The organism is Halomonas sp. BL6 (assembly GCF_006228115.1).
In the GTDB taxonomy this organism is placed as follows: Bacteria; Pseudomonadota; Gammaproteobacteria; order Pseudomonadales; family Halomonadaceae; genus Vreelandella; species Vreelandella piezotolerans.
This window is the reverse complement of sequence record NZ_VDGL01000003.1, coordinates 564374-579464: the sequence shown is the minus strand read 5'-3', so window position 1 is coordinate 579464 and position 15091 is coordinate 564374. Positions and strand designations below refer to the sequence as shown.

The 15091-nt window shown below is 59.2% G+C and carries 14 protein-coding genes; 7 read left to right on the top strand and 7 right to left on the bottom strand.

Going from position 1 to position 15091, the window contains the following annotated elements:
- Positions 1-174: 174 nt before the first annotated feature.
- On the top strand, positions 175-1092 hold the full coding sequence (locus FHJ80_RS09345; protein ID WP_139526789.1) for a DMT family transporter: 918 nt from the start codon (positions 175-177) through the stop codon (positions 1090-1092).
- Positions 1093-1135: 43 nt separating this feature from the next.
- Positions 1136-2704, top strand: coding sequence for a bifunctional GNAT family N-acetyltransferase/carbon-nitrogen hydrolase family protein (locus FHJ80_RS09340; protein WP_139526787.1), 1569 nt, complete (start codon positions 1136-1138; stop codon positions 2702-2704).
- A 135-nt stretch (positions 2705-2839) separates the two neighbouring features.
- Here the strand turns inward: FHJ80_RS09340 and FHJ80_RS09335 are convergent, their stop codons facing one another.
- From FHJ80_RS09335 to FHJ80_RS09320, 4 genes are all read right to left on the bottom strand, one after another.
- Complete coding sequence (locus FHJ80_RS09335; protein ID WP_139526785.1) at positions 2840-3142, bottom strand: MGMT family protein; 303 nt, start codon at positions 3140-3142, stop codon at positions 2840-2842.
- Positions 3143-3164: 22 nt separating this feature from the next.
- Positions 3165-3773: an FMN-dependent NADH-azoreductase gene (locus tag FHJ80_RS09330; protein WP_139526782.1), complete on the bottom strand. Its 609-nt coding sequence runs from the start codon at positions 3771-3773 to the stop codon at positions 3165-3167.
- A 189-nt stretch (positions 3774-3962) separates the two neighbouring features.
- Entirely contained in the window at positions 3963-5414 is a 1452-nt protein-coding gene (locus FHJ80_RS09325) for a sodium:alanine symporter family protein (protein ID WP_139526780.1), read from the bottom strand.
- Positions 5415-5527: 113 nt separating this feature from the next.
- Entirely contained in the window at positions 5528-6400 is an 873-nt protein-coding gene (locus FHJ80_RS09320) for a LysR substrate-binding domain-containing protein (protein WP_139526779.1), read from the bottom strand.
- Positions 6401-6582: 182 nt separating this feature from the next.
- On the opposite strand from FHJ80_RS09320, the gene FHJ80_RS09315 reads away from it, so the two are divergent.
- The 3 genes from FHJ80_RS09315 (at position 6583) to FHJ80_RS09305 (ending at position 9436) form a co-directional block, all read left to right on the top strand.
- The gene (locus FHJ80_RS09315) at positions 6583-7710 is read left to right on the top strand and encodes a TauD/TfdA family dioxygenase (RefSeq protein WP_255303914.1); all 1128 of its coding nucleotides are present in this window, start codon (positions 6583-6585) and stop codon (positions 7708-7710) included.
- 23 nt (positions 7711-7733) lie between these two features.
- On the top strand, positions 7734-8672 hold the full coding sequence (locus FHJ80_RS09310; RefSeq protein WP_062372743.1) for an ABC transporter substrate-binding protein: 939 nt from the start codon (positions 7734-7736) through the stop codon (positions 8670-8672).
- Between the two features lie 71 nt (positions 8673-8743).
- Positions 8744-9436: a TVP38/TMEM64 family protein gene (locus tag FHJ80_RS09305; protein ID WP_139526777.1), complete on the top strand. Its 693-nt coding sequence runs from the start codon at positions 8744-8746 to the stop codon at positions 9434-9436.
- Positions 9437-9449: 13 nt separating this feature from the next.
- Here the strand turns inward: FHJ80_RS09305 and FHJ80_RS09300 are convergent, their stop codons facing one another.
- Together FHJ80_RS09300 and FHJ80_RS09295 are read right to left on the bottom strand one after the other, a co-directional pair.
- A complete protein-coding gene (locus FHJ80_RS09300; protein ID WP_139526776.1) occupies positions 9450-11714 on the bottom strand; it encodes a glycosyltransferase in 2265 nt (754 codons plus the stop codon).
- A 40-nt stretch (positions 11715-11754) separates the two neighbouring features.
- Positions 11755-12183: a secondary thiamine-phosphate synthase enzyme YjbQ gene (locus FHJ80_RS09295; RefSeq protein WP_062372734.1), complete on the bottom strand. Its 429-nt coding sequence runs from the start codon at positions 12181-12183 to the stop codon at positions 11755-11757.
- A 190-nt stretch (positions 12184-12373) separates the two neighbouring features.
- On the opposite strand from FHJ80_RS09295, the gene FHJ80_RS09290 reads away from it, so the two are divergent.
- Positions 12374-12907 (top strand): lipocalin family protein, encoded by a 534-nt coding sequence (locus tag FHJ80_RS09290; protein WP_139526934.1) that lies wholly within the window; start codon positions 12374-12376, stop codon positions 12905-12907.
- A gap of 10 nt (positions 12908-12917) precedes the next feature.
- Here FHJ80_RS09290 and FHJ80_RS09285 read toward each other — a convergent pair whose 3' ends face one another.
- On the bottom strand, positions 12918-13835 hold the full coding sequence (locus FHJ80_RS09285; RefSeq protein WP_139526774.1) for a LysR family transcriptional regulator: 918 nt from the start codon (positions 13833-13835) through the stop codon (positions 12918-12920).
- Between the two features lie 131 nt (positions 13836-13966).
- Here FHJ80_RS09285 and FHJ80_RS09280 point away from each other — a divergent pair, with 131 nt between their 5' ends.
- The gene (locus FHJ80_RS09280; protein WP_139526772.1) at positions 13967-15040 is read left to right on the top strand and encodes a tartrate dehydrogenase; all 1074 of its coding nucleotides are present in this window, start codon (positions 13967-13969) and stop codon (positions 15038-15040) included.
- Positions 15041-15091: the final 51 nt, after the last annotated feature.

Genomic DNA, 15091 nt, shown 5'->3' with positions numbered 1-15091 from the left:
AGCCTCTCATATTCAAACAAGCGTATGACATGGCGCGTTCAACGTACAGCCTTTTAGGCGGCTCGTTGACCTGCTCTTTGGTCTACCACGAAACGCCGCTGCCCCTTGCTCATCGTAGCAAAGCGCGTCACATTAACCGGCTAACGATAAGGGACCGAGTTAAGGGAAGCCGCTATGCCGTTGATGTACTTTTTACCCCCGCTGGCCACGGTTTTGATCTGGTCGGGCAACATGACCATCAACCAGCTGACCGTTGGGGCGATTGCCCCCAGCAGCATCGCCTTTTTGCGCTGGCTGCTGGCGCTGCTGGTCATGACGCCCTTCGTGCTGCCTGCCGCTCTGCGCCACCGTGAGGAAATAGTGCGTAACTGGCCGAAACTGGCGCTGCTGGGGCTACTGGGCATGGGGCTGTGGCAAGGGCTGGCCTACGTGGCTGCAGAGACCACCACCGCGACCAACATGGGCATTTTAGCCGCCATGGTGCCGCTCCTGACGGTGCTACTCAGCGCCTTGATTCTCAAGGAACCCCCAACGCTGGGCGGTGTCGTAGGCGGCGTGCTCGCCTTTATCGGCGTCACCGTGCTGCTGGGCCGCGGCAACCCACTTTCTCTGCTGCAGTTAGAGGTGGCGCAGGGCGACGCGTTAATGGTGGTCGCCGCCACTTGCTATGCGCTTTATGGCGTGATGCTCAAACGCTGGGCGATGAATCTGCCTCCTTGGGTCATGCTCTATGCCCAGGTCTGTTTTGCCGTGTTGTTCTTGCTGCCGCCCTATCTCATGGGCCCCATGACACCGGTGGATGGGCAGAACGTTTGGCTGATCCTGTACGCGGGCATTCCCGCCTCGGTCATCACCACGTTTTTATGGATGCGCGCCGTACGTCAGATCGGTGCCAATCAATCGAGTATTTTCATCAACCTCATGCCATTATTTAGTGCGCTGATTGCCATGGCGCTATTGGGTGAGCAGGTATCGGGCTTCCACTTCATTGGCGGCCTGCTGATTCTCGCCGGGGTGATCATGGCCCAAACGCTGACGCGCCCGCTGGTTCGCGCCGCCGCGCCGCATAAAACGCGCAGCGCCCAGCAGTGATACACTAGGCTATCTCCATTCGACGACTGGGTACCCCTGAACTATGTCCCTAGAAGACCTGCACCTCAATCTGCGTAACCTCGCCAGCGACGACTACGATCAGTTGAAGTCGCTGATGGACGCGGTGTATCACGACATTGGTGGCGCTTGGCCCAAGCACACCATCGATAAGCTGATCCAAGAATTTCCTGATGGCCAAATCGCCATCGAGGACGATGGCGTGCTGGTCGGCGTGGCGCTCACCGTGCAGGTGGATTACGACGAGTTCTCCAACCCGCACAAATACGACGACCTGATCGGCCATCGTGAAATCATCCTGAACGATCCGGAAGGCGATGCCATGTACGGGCTGGATGTACTGATCCACCCAGACTATCGCGGCTACCGCCTGGGCCGCCGCCTGTACGAAGCGCGTAAAGAGCTGTGCCGTTCGCTCAACCTGCGGGCTATTTTAGCGGGCGGACGTATTCCCGAGTATCACCAGCACGCCGTCGAGCTAACGCCTGCCCAGTACATCGACAAAGTCTCCCGCAAAGAGATTTACGATCCGATTCTGTCGTTCCAGCTTGCCAACGACTTCCAGGTCAAACGTCTGTTACGCAAGTACCTGCCGGAAGATGAGCAGTCCCGAGGCTACGCCACGCTGTTGGAGTGGAACAACATTCTGTTCGAGCCCGCTGAAAACGTGCTGGACACTCGCCCCACTCAGGTACGAGTGGGCGCGGTGCAGTGGCAAATGCGTGAGTTCGCCTCCGTGGAGGCTGCGCTGCAGCAAATCGAGTATTTCGTCGATGCGTTGTCGGATTATCAGAGCGACTTTGCCGTTTTCCCGGAGCTGTTCACCACGCCACTCATGGGGCTTCAGGACCGGGCTGCCCAAAAAGACCAAACGGCGGCCATTCGCTTTTTGGCGGGCTTTACCGACCGCTTCAAGAGCGAGCTTTCCCGCATGGCGGTCTCTTACAACATCAATATCATCGGTGGCTCGATGATCGAGGTGGGCGAAGACGACCGTCTTTATAACGTAGCGTACCTGTTCCACCGCGATGGCGAGGTCGAGAAGCAGCTCAAGCTACATATCACCCCGCAGGAGCGCCGCGACTGGGTGATCGAAGGGGGCGACAATCTGCAGGTCTTCGACACCGACGCGGGCCGAGTGGGCATTCTCATCTGCTACGACGTGGAATTCCCGGAGCTGGGCCGCCTGCTGGCCGATCAGGACATGGACATTCTCTTCGTGCCGTTCTGGGTCGATACCAAAAACGGCTACCTGCGGGTACGCCACTGCGCCCAGGCCCGCGCCATCGAAAACGAGTGCTACGTGGTGATTTGCGGCAGTGTCGGCAACCTGCCGTCCATCGAGAACCTGGATATCCAATACGCGCAGTCGGCGGTGTTCACGCCCTCCGACTTCGCGTTCCCCCACGATGCGGTGCTGGCCGAAACCACGCCCAACACGGAGATGATCTTCTTCTCCGACTTGGACCTCACCCGCCTCACCGTGGTGCGCGCCGAAGGCTCGGTCACCAACCTCAAAGACCGCCGCAAGGATCTCTTCGACCTACGCTGGCGCGACTGGTCGTGGAAGTCCGGCAGTAAGCAGGAAGACTGACGGCCAAGCCGCCAATCCATCCCGCAAAAAAAACGCCGCCCACCGGGCGGCGTTTTGCCATTCACAACTCGCCATTCACACCTTTCTATTCACACCTCTCCATTCACCACTTACAAATCACCACTCACCACAAAGCTACTCATCCGGCCAAACGAGGTGGCGCGGCACGCGGCCTTTGGCATCGAACGCGACGCCCTCGGCACGCAGCTTTTCGTGCTGGCGTGCCGCGCCGCCGTGGTCAGCCAGTTTGAGTGACGCGGCAATGACACGATGCCAGGGTAGCTGATGCCCCTCGGGCAAGTGGCGCATGGCCGACCCCACCATGCGCGGCGTGGCCCCTTCGGTCATCTTGGCGATGCGCCCATAGGTCGTGACTCGCCCTGCCGGAATCTGATCGACGATGGTGTAGATCTGTTCGAGCAGTTCGGGGCGTGGCATGGCGACCTCGTAGGTGACGATTTTAGAGTGCTTCGACGAGCTGATCGATGGCTTGGAAGGCTTCTTTCAGCGCGGCATCGCGGTGAGCATCGCCCATATTCAGGCCTTCTGCAAACACCACCTCCACATCGCTGATACCCATCAGGCCTAGCATGGTTGTCAGGTGCGGCGTTTGGCTATCGAACTCGGTGCCTGCGTACTGACCCCCACGCGCGGCCAGAATGATGGCCCGTTTGCCTTCGATCAGCCCCTGAGGGCCGTTTTCGGTGTAGCGGAACGTTTCACCGGCGCGCAGCACGCGGTCGAACCAGGCTTTCAACTGGGAAGGAATGCCCAGGTTATACATCGGTACCGCCAACACCAGCACATCGTTAGCGCGCAGCTCTGCCAGCAGCTCATCCGAGTGGGCGGCCAGCGCCTGCTGCTCGGCGGTGCGCTCGTCAGCAGGCGTTTGCCACGCGCCCAACTCTTCGATGGCCAGGTGCGGCAGCGCGTTGGCAACGACATCGCGATGGGTCACCTTGACACCCTCGCGTGCCGCGGCCTGCTGTTGAAAATGGCTCGCCAACGCATTGGACTGGCCGTTATCACCCAAAATGGAAGACCTCACTAATAGGGCATGGGTGGTCATGAAAACTCCTTAAAAATCAGTGGGAAGGTTAGGCGCTATTCTACGTCGCTTTTCGGTGAGCAAAAGCGCAACGTTTTCCGAGTTACATTCGACAAAATCGAACTATCCACCCATGAAAAAGCCCCACGCGATGCTGCTTTTATCGCAGCATCGCGTGGGGCGGATGACGCCTAGCAGGCTAATGCGTGGCTATTTCTTAGTCGGCCAGGCGTTCGGATCTACTTTGTTCGCCAGTTTCGGAAACTGGTTGGGGTCGAAGACCGGCTCTTTACCCGCTTTGAGCTGGATGTCGTAATCTTTGAACAGCGCAAAAGCGATGGGCGATAGCAGCAGGATCGCCACGAGGTTGATGATCGCCATCATGCCCATGGAGAGATCGGCAAAATTCCAGATGGCCCCCAGGCTTGCCACCGAACCGACCATGATCATGCCCAGCACGGCGACGCGATACACCATCACCGCCAGGGGCGCACGACGGCCTGCCAAGTACTCGATATTGGATTCGCCGTAGGAGTAGTTGGCAATTACCGAGGTGAAGGCAAACAGTAAAATGGCGATGGCAATGAACATACCGCCCCAGTCACCCACATGGCTAGACAGCGCCATTTGCGTGAGCTGTATGCCGTTATTCTCTTCACCCGCCAGAAGCTCAGGGCCTGCCATGATGATGATGGCCGCCGTCGCGGTACAGATCACCAGGGTGTCCAGAAAAACGCCCAGCATTTGAATGAAGCCCTGAGCCGCCGGGTGATCCGGACGGGTGCTGGCGGTCGCTGCCGCGTTAGGCGCCGAGCCCATGCCCGCTTCATTGGAGAACAGTCCGCGCTGAATCCCGTTCATGATCGCCTGAGAAATCGCATAGCCAACCGCTCCACCTGCTGCCTGCTCGATACCAAACGCGCTCTGCACGATCGTCATGATGGCCGCGGGCAGGTCGCTGATATTGAGCGCCACCACGACCAGCGCCAAGATCAGGTACAGCAGCGCCATCAGCGGCACCACCAGCTCGGCGACTTTGGCAATCGATTTCAGACCACCGAAGATGATCGGCGCAACGATGGCCATCAAGACGAGCCCCATGGCCCAGGTGGGAATGGCAAACGCCTGCTCCATGGCCTGCGCGATGGAGTTGGCCTGCACGCTGTTGAACGCCAACCCAAACGCAATGATCAGGCAGATCGAAAACAGCACCGCTAACCAGCGCAGGCCCAAACCGCGCTCGATATAGCGCGCCGGGCCACCGCGGAAAGTATTGTCGCCATGGTCGGTCTTGTACGCCTGGGCCAGCGTGGACTCCACGAAGCTGGTCGCCATGCCGACCATGGCCGTCATCCACATCCAAAAAATAGCCCCTGGGCCGCCAAAATAGATGGCGACCGCCACACCCGCCAAATTGCCCGTACCGACGCGGGCAGCCAGACTGGTCGAGAGCGCCTGAAACGACGAGATCCCGCCGTTGGCTTGCCGCGAGCCGCGCAGCAGCTTGAACATATGACCGAAATAGCGAATCTGAATGGCGCGGGTCATGACCGTAAAATAGAGGCCAGCGCCGATGAGCAGGTAAATCAGTACACTGCCCCATAACAGCCCGTTGCCGCGATCCACCATCGCGGTCAACAGAGGAGGAAGAGTAACATCCATACGAAACACGCCTTTTTGAAACAATGAAGGCGCATCATTCTTCACGGCTGCACCAAAATGGCAAGAAAAAGGGCAAATTTCTTGTCCAGCAGTCGTAACCACTGCTGGATGACTCAAGGCAACTCGCGAGACGCTGCCAGCCACGCCCAAACGTCTGCGGCTTCGTCGCTGACTTGGCGCTTGCTGGGCCGCACCAACCAGAAACGCTCATCGCTGGGTACACTCATATCGAAGGGGGCCACCAAATCCTCACGCTGCTCCAGCAGTCGGTGATGCGTGAGCGCCACCCCACCGCCCTGGCTAGCAAGCGCTAGCGTCATCACCTGATTATCGCAGGTGAGGGAGCGACATTCAGACTCTAGATGGGCTATTCCCGCCGCTTGTAGCCAACCAGGCCACCCAACGCCAAAGCCCACCGCGTGTAACAACGTATGCCCGGCCAAATCTGCAGGCACGTTGAGCGAGCGCGCCAGCGCAGGGGCGCACACGGGCAGCAAGTGCTCGTCGCCCAGCGGCAACATCTCGAGCCCACTCCACTCACCCCGACCATAGCGAATCTCGATGTCGGCCCCTTCGGGCCCAAAGTCGTCGGGCCAAATCGCGCTGACCAAGCGCAGCAAAATCGTTGGTTTCTGTCGATGCAGGGCCACGAGCCTTGGCGCGAGCCAAGATTGTTGGATCACCGGCGTAGCGCGCAGCGTCACCGGTCGTTCGCTGGTAATACCAAACACTTCCGACGTCCCTTCACTGATGCGTGAAAACGCATCGTGAATGCTGGGCAGCCACGCTTGACCTGCCGGGGTCAACGAAAGGCTGCGCGCGTGGCGAACGAACAGCTTTTGCCCCAGGCGATCCTCCAGCAGCCGAATGCGCTGGCTGATGGCCGCCTGGGTCACGCCCAGCTCATTACCCGCCGCCGTAAAGCTTAGGGTTCGGGCGGCGGACTCAAACGCTTGTAGCCATAACAGCGGAGGGAGTGAGCTCATGGGAAAGCAACCTATAAGTTAAACAGGGTCTTTGGGGCCAAATTCATCGTTTGTCACTGCGCAAGGGACTCCGCATCCTAATAAGCAGATCGTGTGTTACGTCACCCATTCTCAGCGAGGTTTCTATGTCCAGCGCACTAGCCACAACGGAAAAGCGTTCAGCCCCTCAAATGAGCGAACTCATGCCGTATGACCACGGTCCGGCACTCAAGGACGCCACGCTCACCGACAGCGGCCTTTCGCTAACGTGGCAAGACGGTACGCAAACGGCGCTACCTCTGCTGTGGTTTCGTGATCACTGCGCTTGCCAGGCGTGTCGCCACCCGCAAACCCGCGAGCGCCTCTACCTACCGCTAGACGATATCGAACAAGCGCCCAGCGTTACCTTGGCCGATGGTCATCTCTATCTTCAGTGGCACGACGGGCATGACAGCGCCTTTCATAGCGGCTGGCTTTACCAGCGCCGCCCCGAGGCGACTCGCATCTCATCCCTGCCGAATCCGACGCCGTGGCGGGATGACTTTTTCCCAGCGCGCGTTCGCCATGCCGATTTCATGACCCCGGCAGGGGAGAAAGCCTGGCTGTCCGCCCTGCTACGCGACGGTTTGGCGTTGATCACTGACGCACCGCTGGTGGAAGAGGAAGTTAGCCGCCTTGCCGAGCGAATTGGCCCGCAACGCGCCACCAATTTCGGCGGGCGATTCAACGTGCGCTCCAAGCCCAACCCTAACAACGCAGCCTACACCGCCGTAGGCTTGCCGCTGCATATCGACCTACCCAACTGGCAGCAGCCGCCGGACATTCAACTACTCTACTGCTTGCAAAACGACGCCAGCGGCGGTGAGTCACTGTTTGCCGACGGCGCCCGGGTCATCGATGCGCTACGCGAACAGGACCCTGAGGCACTCGCCATTCTGAGTGAGACCCCCATCGACTTCCGGTTTCAAGACAACCATCACGATATCGCCTTCAAAGCTCCGGTGATCACCTTGGATAGCCAAGGCGAGCTGATGGAGATACGCCTCAATAATTGGATACGCGATACGCTCCATTTGCCAGCCGAAAAAATGACGGCTTGGTACCGGGCCTACAAAGTACTGTGGCAACTCTTCCACAGCGAGGCGCATCAGTTGGAGTTCACACTAACACCGGGCCAGATGGTGGCGTTCGATAACCGTCGCGTACTCCACGGCCGCCGGGAGTTCGATCCTAATAGCGGTGCTCGCCACCTTCAAGGCACCTACCTAGACCGGGACATGCTGGCCTCGCGCCTGCGTGTTCTTGCGCGTACGACCGCACCATCACAATAACCCTAGCAAGGAGACCCTCCTCCATGACACGTTCACTTCGTCCTTTCGTTGCGACCATTACCCTGGGCCTAGCAGGCGTTACTACCCAAGCCGCCGTCGCCGATGACGCCACGCTAGATTTCGGCGTTCCCGCTTGGCCCGGCATTACCGTGAAAACCGAAATCGCCGAGCAGCTCCTTAACCCGCTGGGCTACGACACTCAAACCCATGAAATTGGCCTGCAAGTGATCTATCAAGGCCTGGAAAGTGGCGACGTCGACGCCTTTCTAGGCGCTTGGCTTCCTGCGCAAAAAGAGATGTTCGAGCCTCGCAAAACCTCCGGCGTCATCAGGGACATCGCCAACAACGTCGATGGCGCGCAGATGACCCTGGCCGTTCCAGCGTATTTACATGAGCGCGGTATTCGCAGCTTTGCCGATCTAGACGCGCACCGTGACGAGTTCAATGGCCAAATTCATGGTTTTGGCGCAGGGTCGGCCGCCAGTGAAATTCTACATAACGCCATCGATAACGATATCTGGGGCCTCGGCGACTGGCGCTTGGTGGATACCAGCGAAGTGGGCATGCTCTCTGCAGCACAAGATGCCATTTCCAGAGAAGAAGCCATCGTTTGGGTCGGTTGGACGCCCCACTGGATGAATCTCGAGCTCCCCATGCGCTACCTGGAAGACCCGGAAAACCTGTTTGGTGAGAACAACGGCGAAAGCGACGTACGTACCCTGCTGCGCAGCGACTACGCCGATGCCCACCCGGCGCTGGTCACCTTTTTCGAGCAGTTCAGCTTTACCGCCGAGGAACAGAGCTGGATGATCCAAGCCTTCGGTCAAGAAGAGCGTGACCTCGCCGAGGTGGCCCAGCAGTGGATCAACGACAACCCCGAACGCATAGAGGCCATGCTGGCCGATGTCACGACCGCCGAGGGTGATGCCGCTTGGCCCGTCATTGAAGCGCGCCTACAGTAACGCGCTCGTTCACCCCACCGCCGCAGTGGCGTATGCTAACGCTCTTTTGCCAGATAGGCGGTGGGGATGGAATGTCACGAACGTTGCTAAAAGGGCTAGGCTTACTGATCACGCTGGTGATACTGGGCGTGATGTGGCGCTACCTGCAGCAGCAAGGGCTGCTGACTCAGGCGCAGCTCGAAGCACTCACTACCACCATTAGCCAGTGGCAGCGTGCCCCCTGGATGTTTGCCGCCGTCATAGCCGTCTATACCGGTTCGCTGTTAGTGATGTTTCCGCTAAGCCTGCTGGTCGTGTTGACCGGCCTGCTGTTTGGCCCGGTATGGGGATTGGCTTACGCTACGTTGGGCACGCTGAGTTCGTCGGTGGTCTCTTACTGGGTGGGCCACTGGCTGGGGCGAGATGCCCTCATGCGCTACGGTGGCCGCCACCTACGCGGCCTTTCCGGCTATCTCTCCCAACGCGGCATTCGTACGATGACGGTGATCAACCTGCTGCCGCTGGCTCCCTTCACGCTCACCAATATGTTGGCCGGGGCGTTTCATCTCAATTTCCGCGACTACATGATCGGCTCGACGCTGGGCATCGTGCCGGGACTGGCCGCCGTCATCCTGCTCGGCAGCCAGCTAGGGGCGCTGTTCACCGCTGCCTCACAACAAGAGTTGGTGCTGGCCGTGGCAGGCGTGGTCGTCGGGGTGGGTCTACTCTGGCTACTCAAGCGCGTGGCCACCGCTCGGACGAGCCGTCCTCGAAACGACGGCTAGCCTCTCGCTTGCATCACTTGGGCTGACGCTCGTGGGTCTGATGCGTCGTGTGATGTTTCGCTAGCACCTCGGCATAAAAGTGCGCCACCGCAGCGGCAAACTTGCCGATATCGTAGTCAGCGGCGAACGCTTTGGCTTGATCACCGAGGGTTTCGCGCAACGCGTCATCCTCGACCAGTTCCACCACTCGCTGCCCCCACTTCTGGCGGTTTTGCGGCGTCTTGAAGCCGTTGTGGCCATCGCGCACCACGTCATCGATACCGCTCGAGCGTACGGCGACCACCGGAAGCCCAGCGGCCATGGCCTCTAGAATCACCATACCTTGTGTTTCCGAGGTAGAGGCAAACACGAACACATCGCCTACGTGATAGTAGAGCGCCATCTCTTCGGGCGGCACGGCCCCCACCAAGGTGACCTGTGCTTCCAAACCCAGCGTGTCGATCTGTGTTTGGATCGCTTGTCGGTCCGGGCCGTCGCCGACCAACAGCAAGCGTAGGCCGGTCTTTCCCTGGCGCTTCAACTCTGCTAACGCTTCCAGCATGAAGCCGATGTTCTTCTCTTTGCTGATGCGAGAAACGCTTACCAGCACCGTATCGTCGGCCGCGATAGCCAACTGCTGGCGAAGCGACGCCACGGCCTCCTCGTCGGCATCGGCAAAGCGCGCCGCGTCGATCCCCGTGGGCTGCACCAGCGTCGGCGTCTTGACCCCGATCATGCGCAGGTACTCCTCTGCCGAGTAGGTCGGCACGATGACCCCCTGGCAACGATTGGAGAAGCGCTTGATCAAATAGTGAGAGATCAGGTTGCGAAATAGTGCCCCCGGCAGCGGTACGAAGTGGGCGTAGTGCTCCAAGCGCGTGTGGTAGGTATAGATGACCGGCACTTTCAGCCTGCGCCCCATCCACAGCCCCATCGACCCCAGCCAGAACGGGTGATGTACATGGATCACATCGGGCTTGAACTCACGCAGGCAGCGGCGAAATCGCGCGCTGAACGGGTTGGTCAAGCGAAATTCACGCTTCTCGCCAAACGCCATCAGCGTGGGTACCCGCAGAATGGAGTCATCGTCCTGCCACGACTCCCGGTAGCGCGGCACCAGCAGCTGCACCCGATGCGAGAGATCGCCCAGCCCCTGGCGCAGCCGTTCCACTGACACCGAGACCCCGGAAACGAACGGGAAGTAGTTGTTCGACACCATCGCCACCCGCAGGCTTTTTTCCAGGTAGGGCGTGGGGTCGATATCGAAGTCAGGATAGTAGTCGCGCTCCTCGAAAATCAGCCGGTAAAGCCGCATGGCCAACAGTGTCAGCAGCCCGACGATCAGCAAGAACCGCGGATAGCTGACGTAGAAGAAGGCGTAAATCGTCGACCCCACGCTGCTCAGCATGCGCCACCAGCCGGGGAGGTCGACGTTCAATCGCAACGGCGAGATGCCCACGCTGTCACCGGCTACCTCGACGACGACGTAATGATGAAAACTCTCATCGGCATCCAGCAGCAGGCCGCCCGCGCCGCCGGTGGTCACGTACGTCACCCCGTTGACGGTTTGCTGGGCGTATAGCGAGAGATTCGCGGAAAACACCGTATCGACCCCATAGCGCTCGGCCAAACGCATGATGCCTTCAGCAAGCCGGGGATCGTTGAGGTAGTTATCTTCTTCGAACAGCGGGGCATCCTGGATGACGTTATGCAGTGGCAGGCCCACGAACACGAACCGATGAGCCGCGTCAGAGGCGGCTAGCTCGCGCTCCAGCCAATCCAACTGCCAGGAAGTCGACGACTTGCCGGTACCATCTAGAAAAATGAAGTGGCTGTTGCCCGCCACGAACGCATAGAAATGCGGGCCAAAGTAGTCGTAAAACAGGTAGCTGCCGAAATCGCTGTCTTCATTATCGCCGTAGGTCAAGAGATAAGGCATGTCGAGCAGTTCGAGGCTGTGATAAATCGCCTGATAACTCTCCTGCTGGCCGCCACTCACCGCATTGCCCGCCGACACCATGAAATCGATATCGCCCTGGTTGAGCAGCGGAACGATCTCGTCTTGAAAGACGTTTACCGAGTTATTGATGTTGCCCACCACCGCAAAGCGGTAGGCATCTCGGCCTGCTAGTCGGTCGCGTACCTCGGCGACTTCTACGGTATGCAGCGATTCGAACTCGGGTTCGGCCACGTAGAGCCACACTTGGTGAATGATCAACCCCGCCACCAGCGCAAGGTTCAAAACGAAAAACAGCCTCAACCAGCGCTGGCGGGAGAGGCGAAAAAGGCGTCGAGGCATGTAGAGGCGCTTATCTCAAAGAGTCATTCGGTGGCTGTGACTAAAGCGCGGCACAGCCGTTCAAGGTGGCCAGCAAGCGGCGCGAACCACCCTGCTCACGATGCTCACCTAACCACACCCCTTGCCACGTGCCAAGGGCCAAGCGGCCATCGCGTACCGCCAGGCTGAGCTGAGTGCCCAATAGACTAGACGCCACATGGGCGGGCATGTCGTCGGGGCCCTCTAACGTATGCTGAAAGTAGCTCAGTCCTTCTGGCACCAAACGTCGCATGAAAGCATCCAGATCATGGCGCACGTCTGGGTCGGTGTTCTCGTTGAGCGTCAACGACGCGGAGGTATGCATGAGCTGCAGATGCAAAAGCCCCTGATGGCACTCCGCCAAACAGGGCAGTGCTCTGGCGATCTCATCAGTAATCAAATGAAAACCGCGGGACATTTCCGGCAAGTGAATCTCTTGTTGATGCCACATAAACACTCCTTTGTTATATGCATTGTCAGAGGATACGTTAACAGACATACCATAGCCTATTTCCACTACCTGCCGAACAGCACCAAGAGGACCGCGTGGCGTGGTGCCACCTACCCTGATAAATTGAGCGCTGTGATGGTCTGACATTAAAAGGAGCGAGATGATGACATCCGCATGGCGGCCAAGGAGCATGGCCACGCTGGCAACCCTAGCCGTGACCGGCACATTCTTGATGGGTTGCACCGGCATTCCCGATGGCACGGAACCGGTGACTGACTTCGAGCTCGAGCGCTATCTGGGCGAGTGGTACGAAATCGCTCGCCTGGATCACTCCTTCGAAGAGGGACTAGACTGCGTCACCGCTACCTACAGTAGGCGCGACGATGGGGGCGTCAAGGTGATCAACCGAGGCTACGACCTGGAAGAACGCGCCTGGGACGAAGCCGAAGGTCGCGCCTACTTCATCGATGACGAGCGCGTTGGACGACTGAAAGTCAGCTTTTTCGGCCCGTTTTACGGCGGCTACAACGTTCTCGAACTCGACGATGACTACCAGTGGGCGCTGGTGGCAGGCCCTAACCGGGACTACCTATGGATTCTGGCCCGCACCCCCACGTTAGCAGGCGACGTGGAGCAGCGCCTTCGTCAGCGCGCCGCCGAGCTGGACTTTCCCACCGACGAGTTGATCGACGTGGTGCAGGATCAAACCTGCCCAGGCCGCTAACGGACCCACGTTAGCCATTGGGCAAGGCGGGCACACGGCCCGCCATTTCTCGCTGTAAGAAGTCGATCAACGCGCTGATCCTTTCCGGCACATGGCGGCGATGCTCGAACACGGCGTAAAAGTCAGCGCGTATGCCCTGCCACTCCGGTAGCAGCGTTTGCAACGTCCCACTGGATAGATGCTCGTTCACATCCCACCAGGAACGCAGCATCACACCGTGGCCATCCAGCGCTAAGCGGGTAATGACCTCGCCGTCGTTACTCGCCAATGGTCCCCTGACCTTCACGGCCTGGCGCTGCTGGGATTGCCGGTGCTCGAAGCGCCATAGCGGGAAGTCGCTATCGTTTTCACGAATCACCAGGCAACGGTGCTGGGTAAGATCGCTCGGAGCCTTCAGCGGCGGCATTTTTTTCATATAGCTAGGCGCAGCGCACAAGACGCGGCGGTTGGGTAGGATACGCTTGGCGACGAGGCGTGAATCCGGTGGCTCGCCAATACGGATGCCGACGTCAAAGCCGTGATCGCTCAAATTGAGGGGGAAGTTGGTCAGCTCAAGCCAGCTCTCCACGCCTGGGTGCTCGACGCAAAACCGCGATAGCAGCGGCGCGATATGCCGCCTGCCAAAGCCGAAGGTCGCGTTGACCCTCAGCCGACCGCTTAGGCCTTGGTTCGCGGTCTCGCTGAGTGAGCTTTCGAGCGTTTGTAACTCCTCCAGAATGAGACCACCTTGAGACAGGTAGCGCTCGCCTTCGAGGGTAAGCGTCAACCGGCGCGTCGTGCGCGCCGCCAACGTCACCCCCAGCCGAGCCTCTAGCTGCTTCAAACGTTTACTCACGGCTGAGAGGGACAGCCCAAGCTCGCGAGCAGTGGCGGTCAAGCTTCCCGCTCGCGCTAGCTGCTGAAAAAAGGCGAGGTCATCCAACATCATGGGATTATTCACTTTTAGGCAACAATAGGTTGCATAATAGCCTGATTATCTCGTCGCCAACAGGCGCTACACTCCTACTAAGCAATCACACTCCATCCTTTTCGCGACATCCAACCACATAAGGATCTTCCATGGCCCATCGTATTGCAGTCATCGCTGGCGACGGTATCGGTACCGAAGTGATGCCCGAGGGTATTCGCGCGCTGGAAGCCGCCGCCAAGCGCTTCAATATCGATCTGGCGTTCACCACCTTCGAGTTCGGCAGCTGTGACTACTACTTGGAACACGGCAAGATGCTGCCCGACGACTGGTTCGACCAGCTCAAAGGGTTCGATGCACTGTTTTACGGAGCCGTGGGCTGGCCAGACAAAGTGCCCGACCATATTTCGCTATGGGGCTCGCTGCTGCAGTTTCGTCGCCAGTTCGACCAGTACATCAACCTGCGCCCCTGCCGATTGATGCCCGGCATCAAAAGCCCGCTAGCGGGCCGCAAGCCCGGCGACATCGACTTTTACGTCGTGCGCGAAAACACCGAGGGCGAGTACTCGAGCGTCGGCGGCAAGATGTATGAAGGCACCGAGCGTGAAATCGTCATTCAGGAAACGGTGATGAGCCGAACCGGTGTCGACCGCGTACTAAAGTATGCCTTCGACCTAGCGCAAACCCGCCCGCGTAAAAAGCTTACCTCGGCCACCAAATCCAACGGCATCTCAATCACCATGCCCTACTGGGACGAGCGGGTGGCCGAGATGGCCAAGCAGTACCCAGAGATCGCGGTGGATAAATTCCATATCGATATTTTGACCGCCAACTTCGTGCTGCATCCGGACTGGTTCGACGTGGTGGTGGGCAGCAACCTGTTTGGCGATATTCTCTCCGACTTAGGCCCTGCCTGCACCGGCACCATTGGCGTCGCCCCCTCGGCCAACATCAACCCAGAAGGCAAGTTCCCCAGCCTGTTCGAACCGGTACACGGCAGCGCACCGGACATCGCCGGTCAAGGCATTGCCAACCCTATCGGCCAAATTTGGTCTGGGGCGATGATGCTGGAGCACCTGGGCTATAAGGAGGCGGGCGACGCGATGGTCGAGGCCATTGAAGCGGTGCTGAGTGAGGGCGATAGCCAAGTGCTCACCCGCGACGTGGGCGGCCAGGGCACGACCGAAAGCCTCGGTAGCGCCATTACCGAGCGGATTCGCGGTTGATTCTTCTATAAAAGCGTTCGTTAACGAACAACGCCTCGCTGGCAGCGAGGC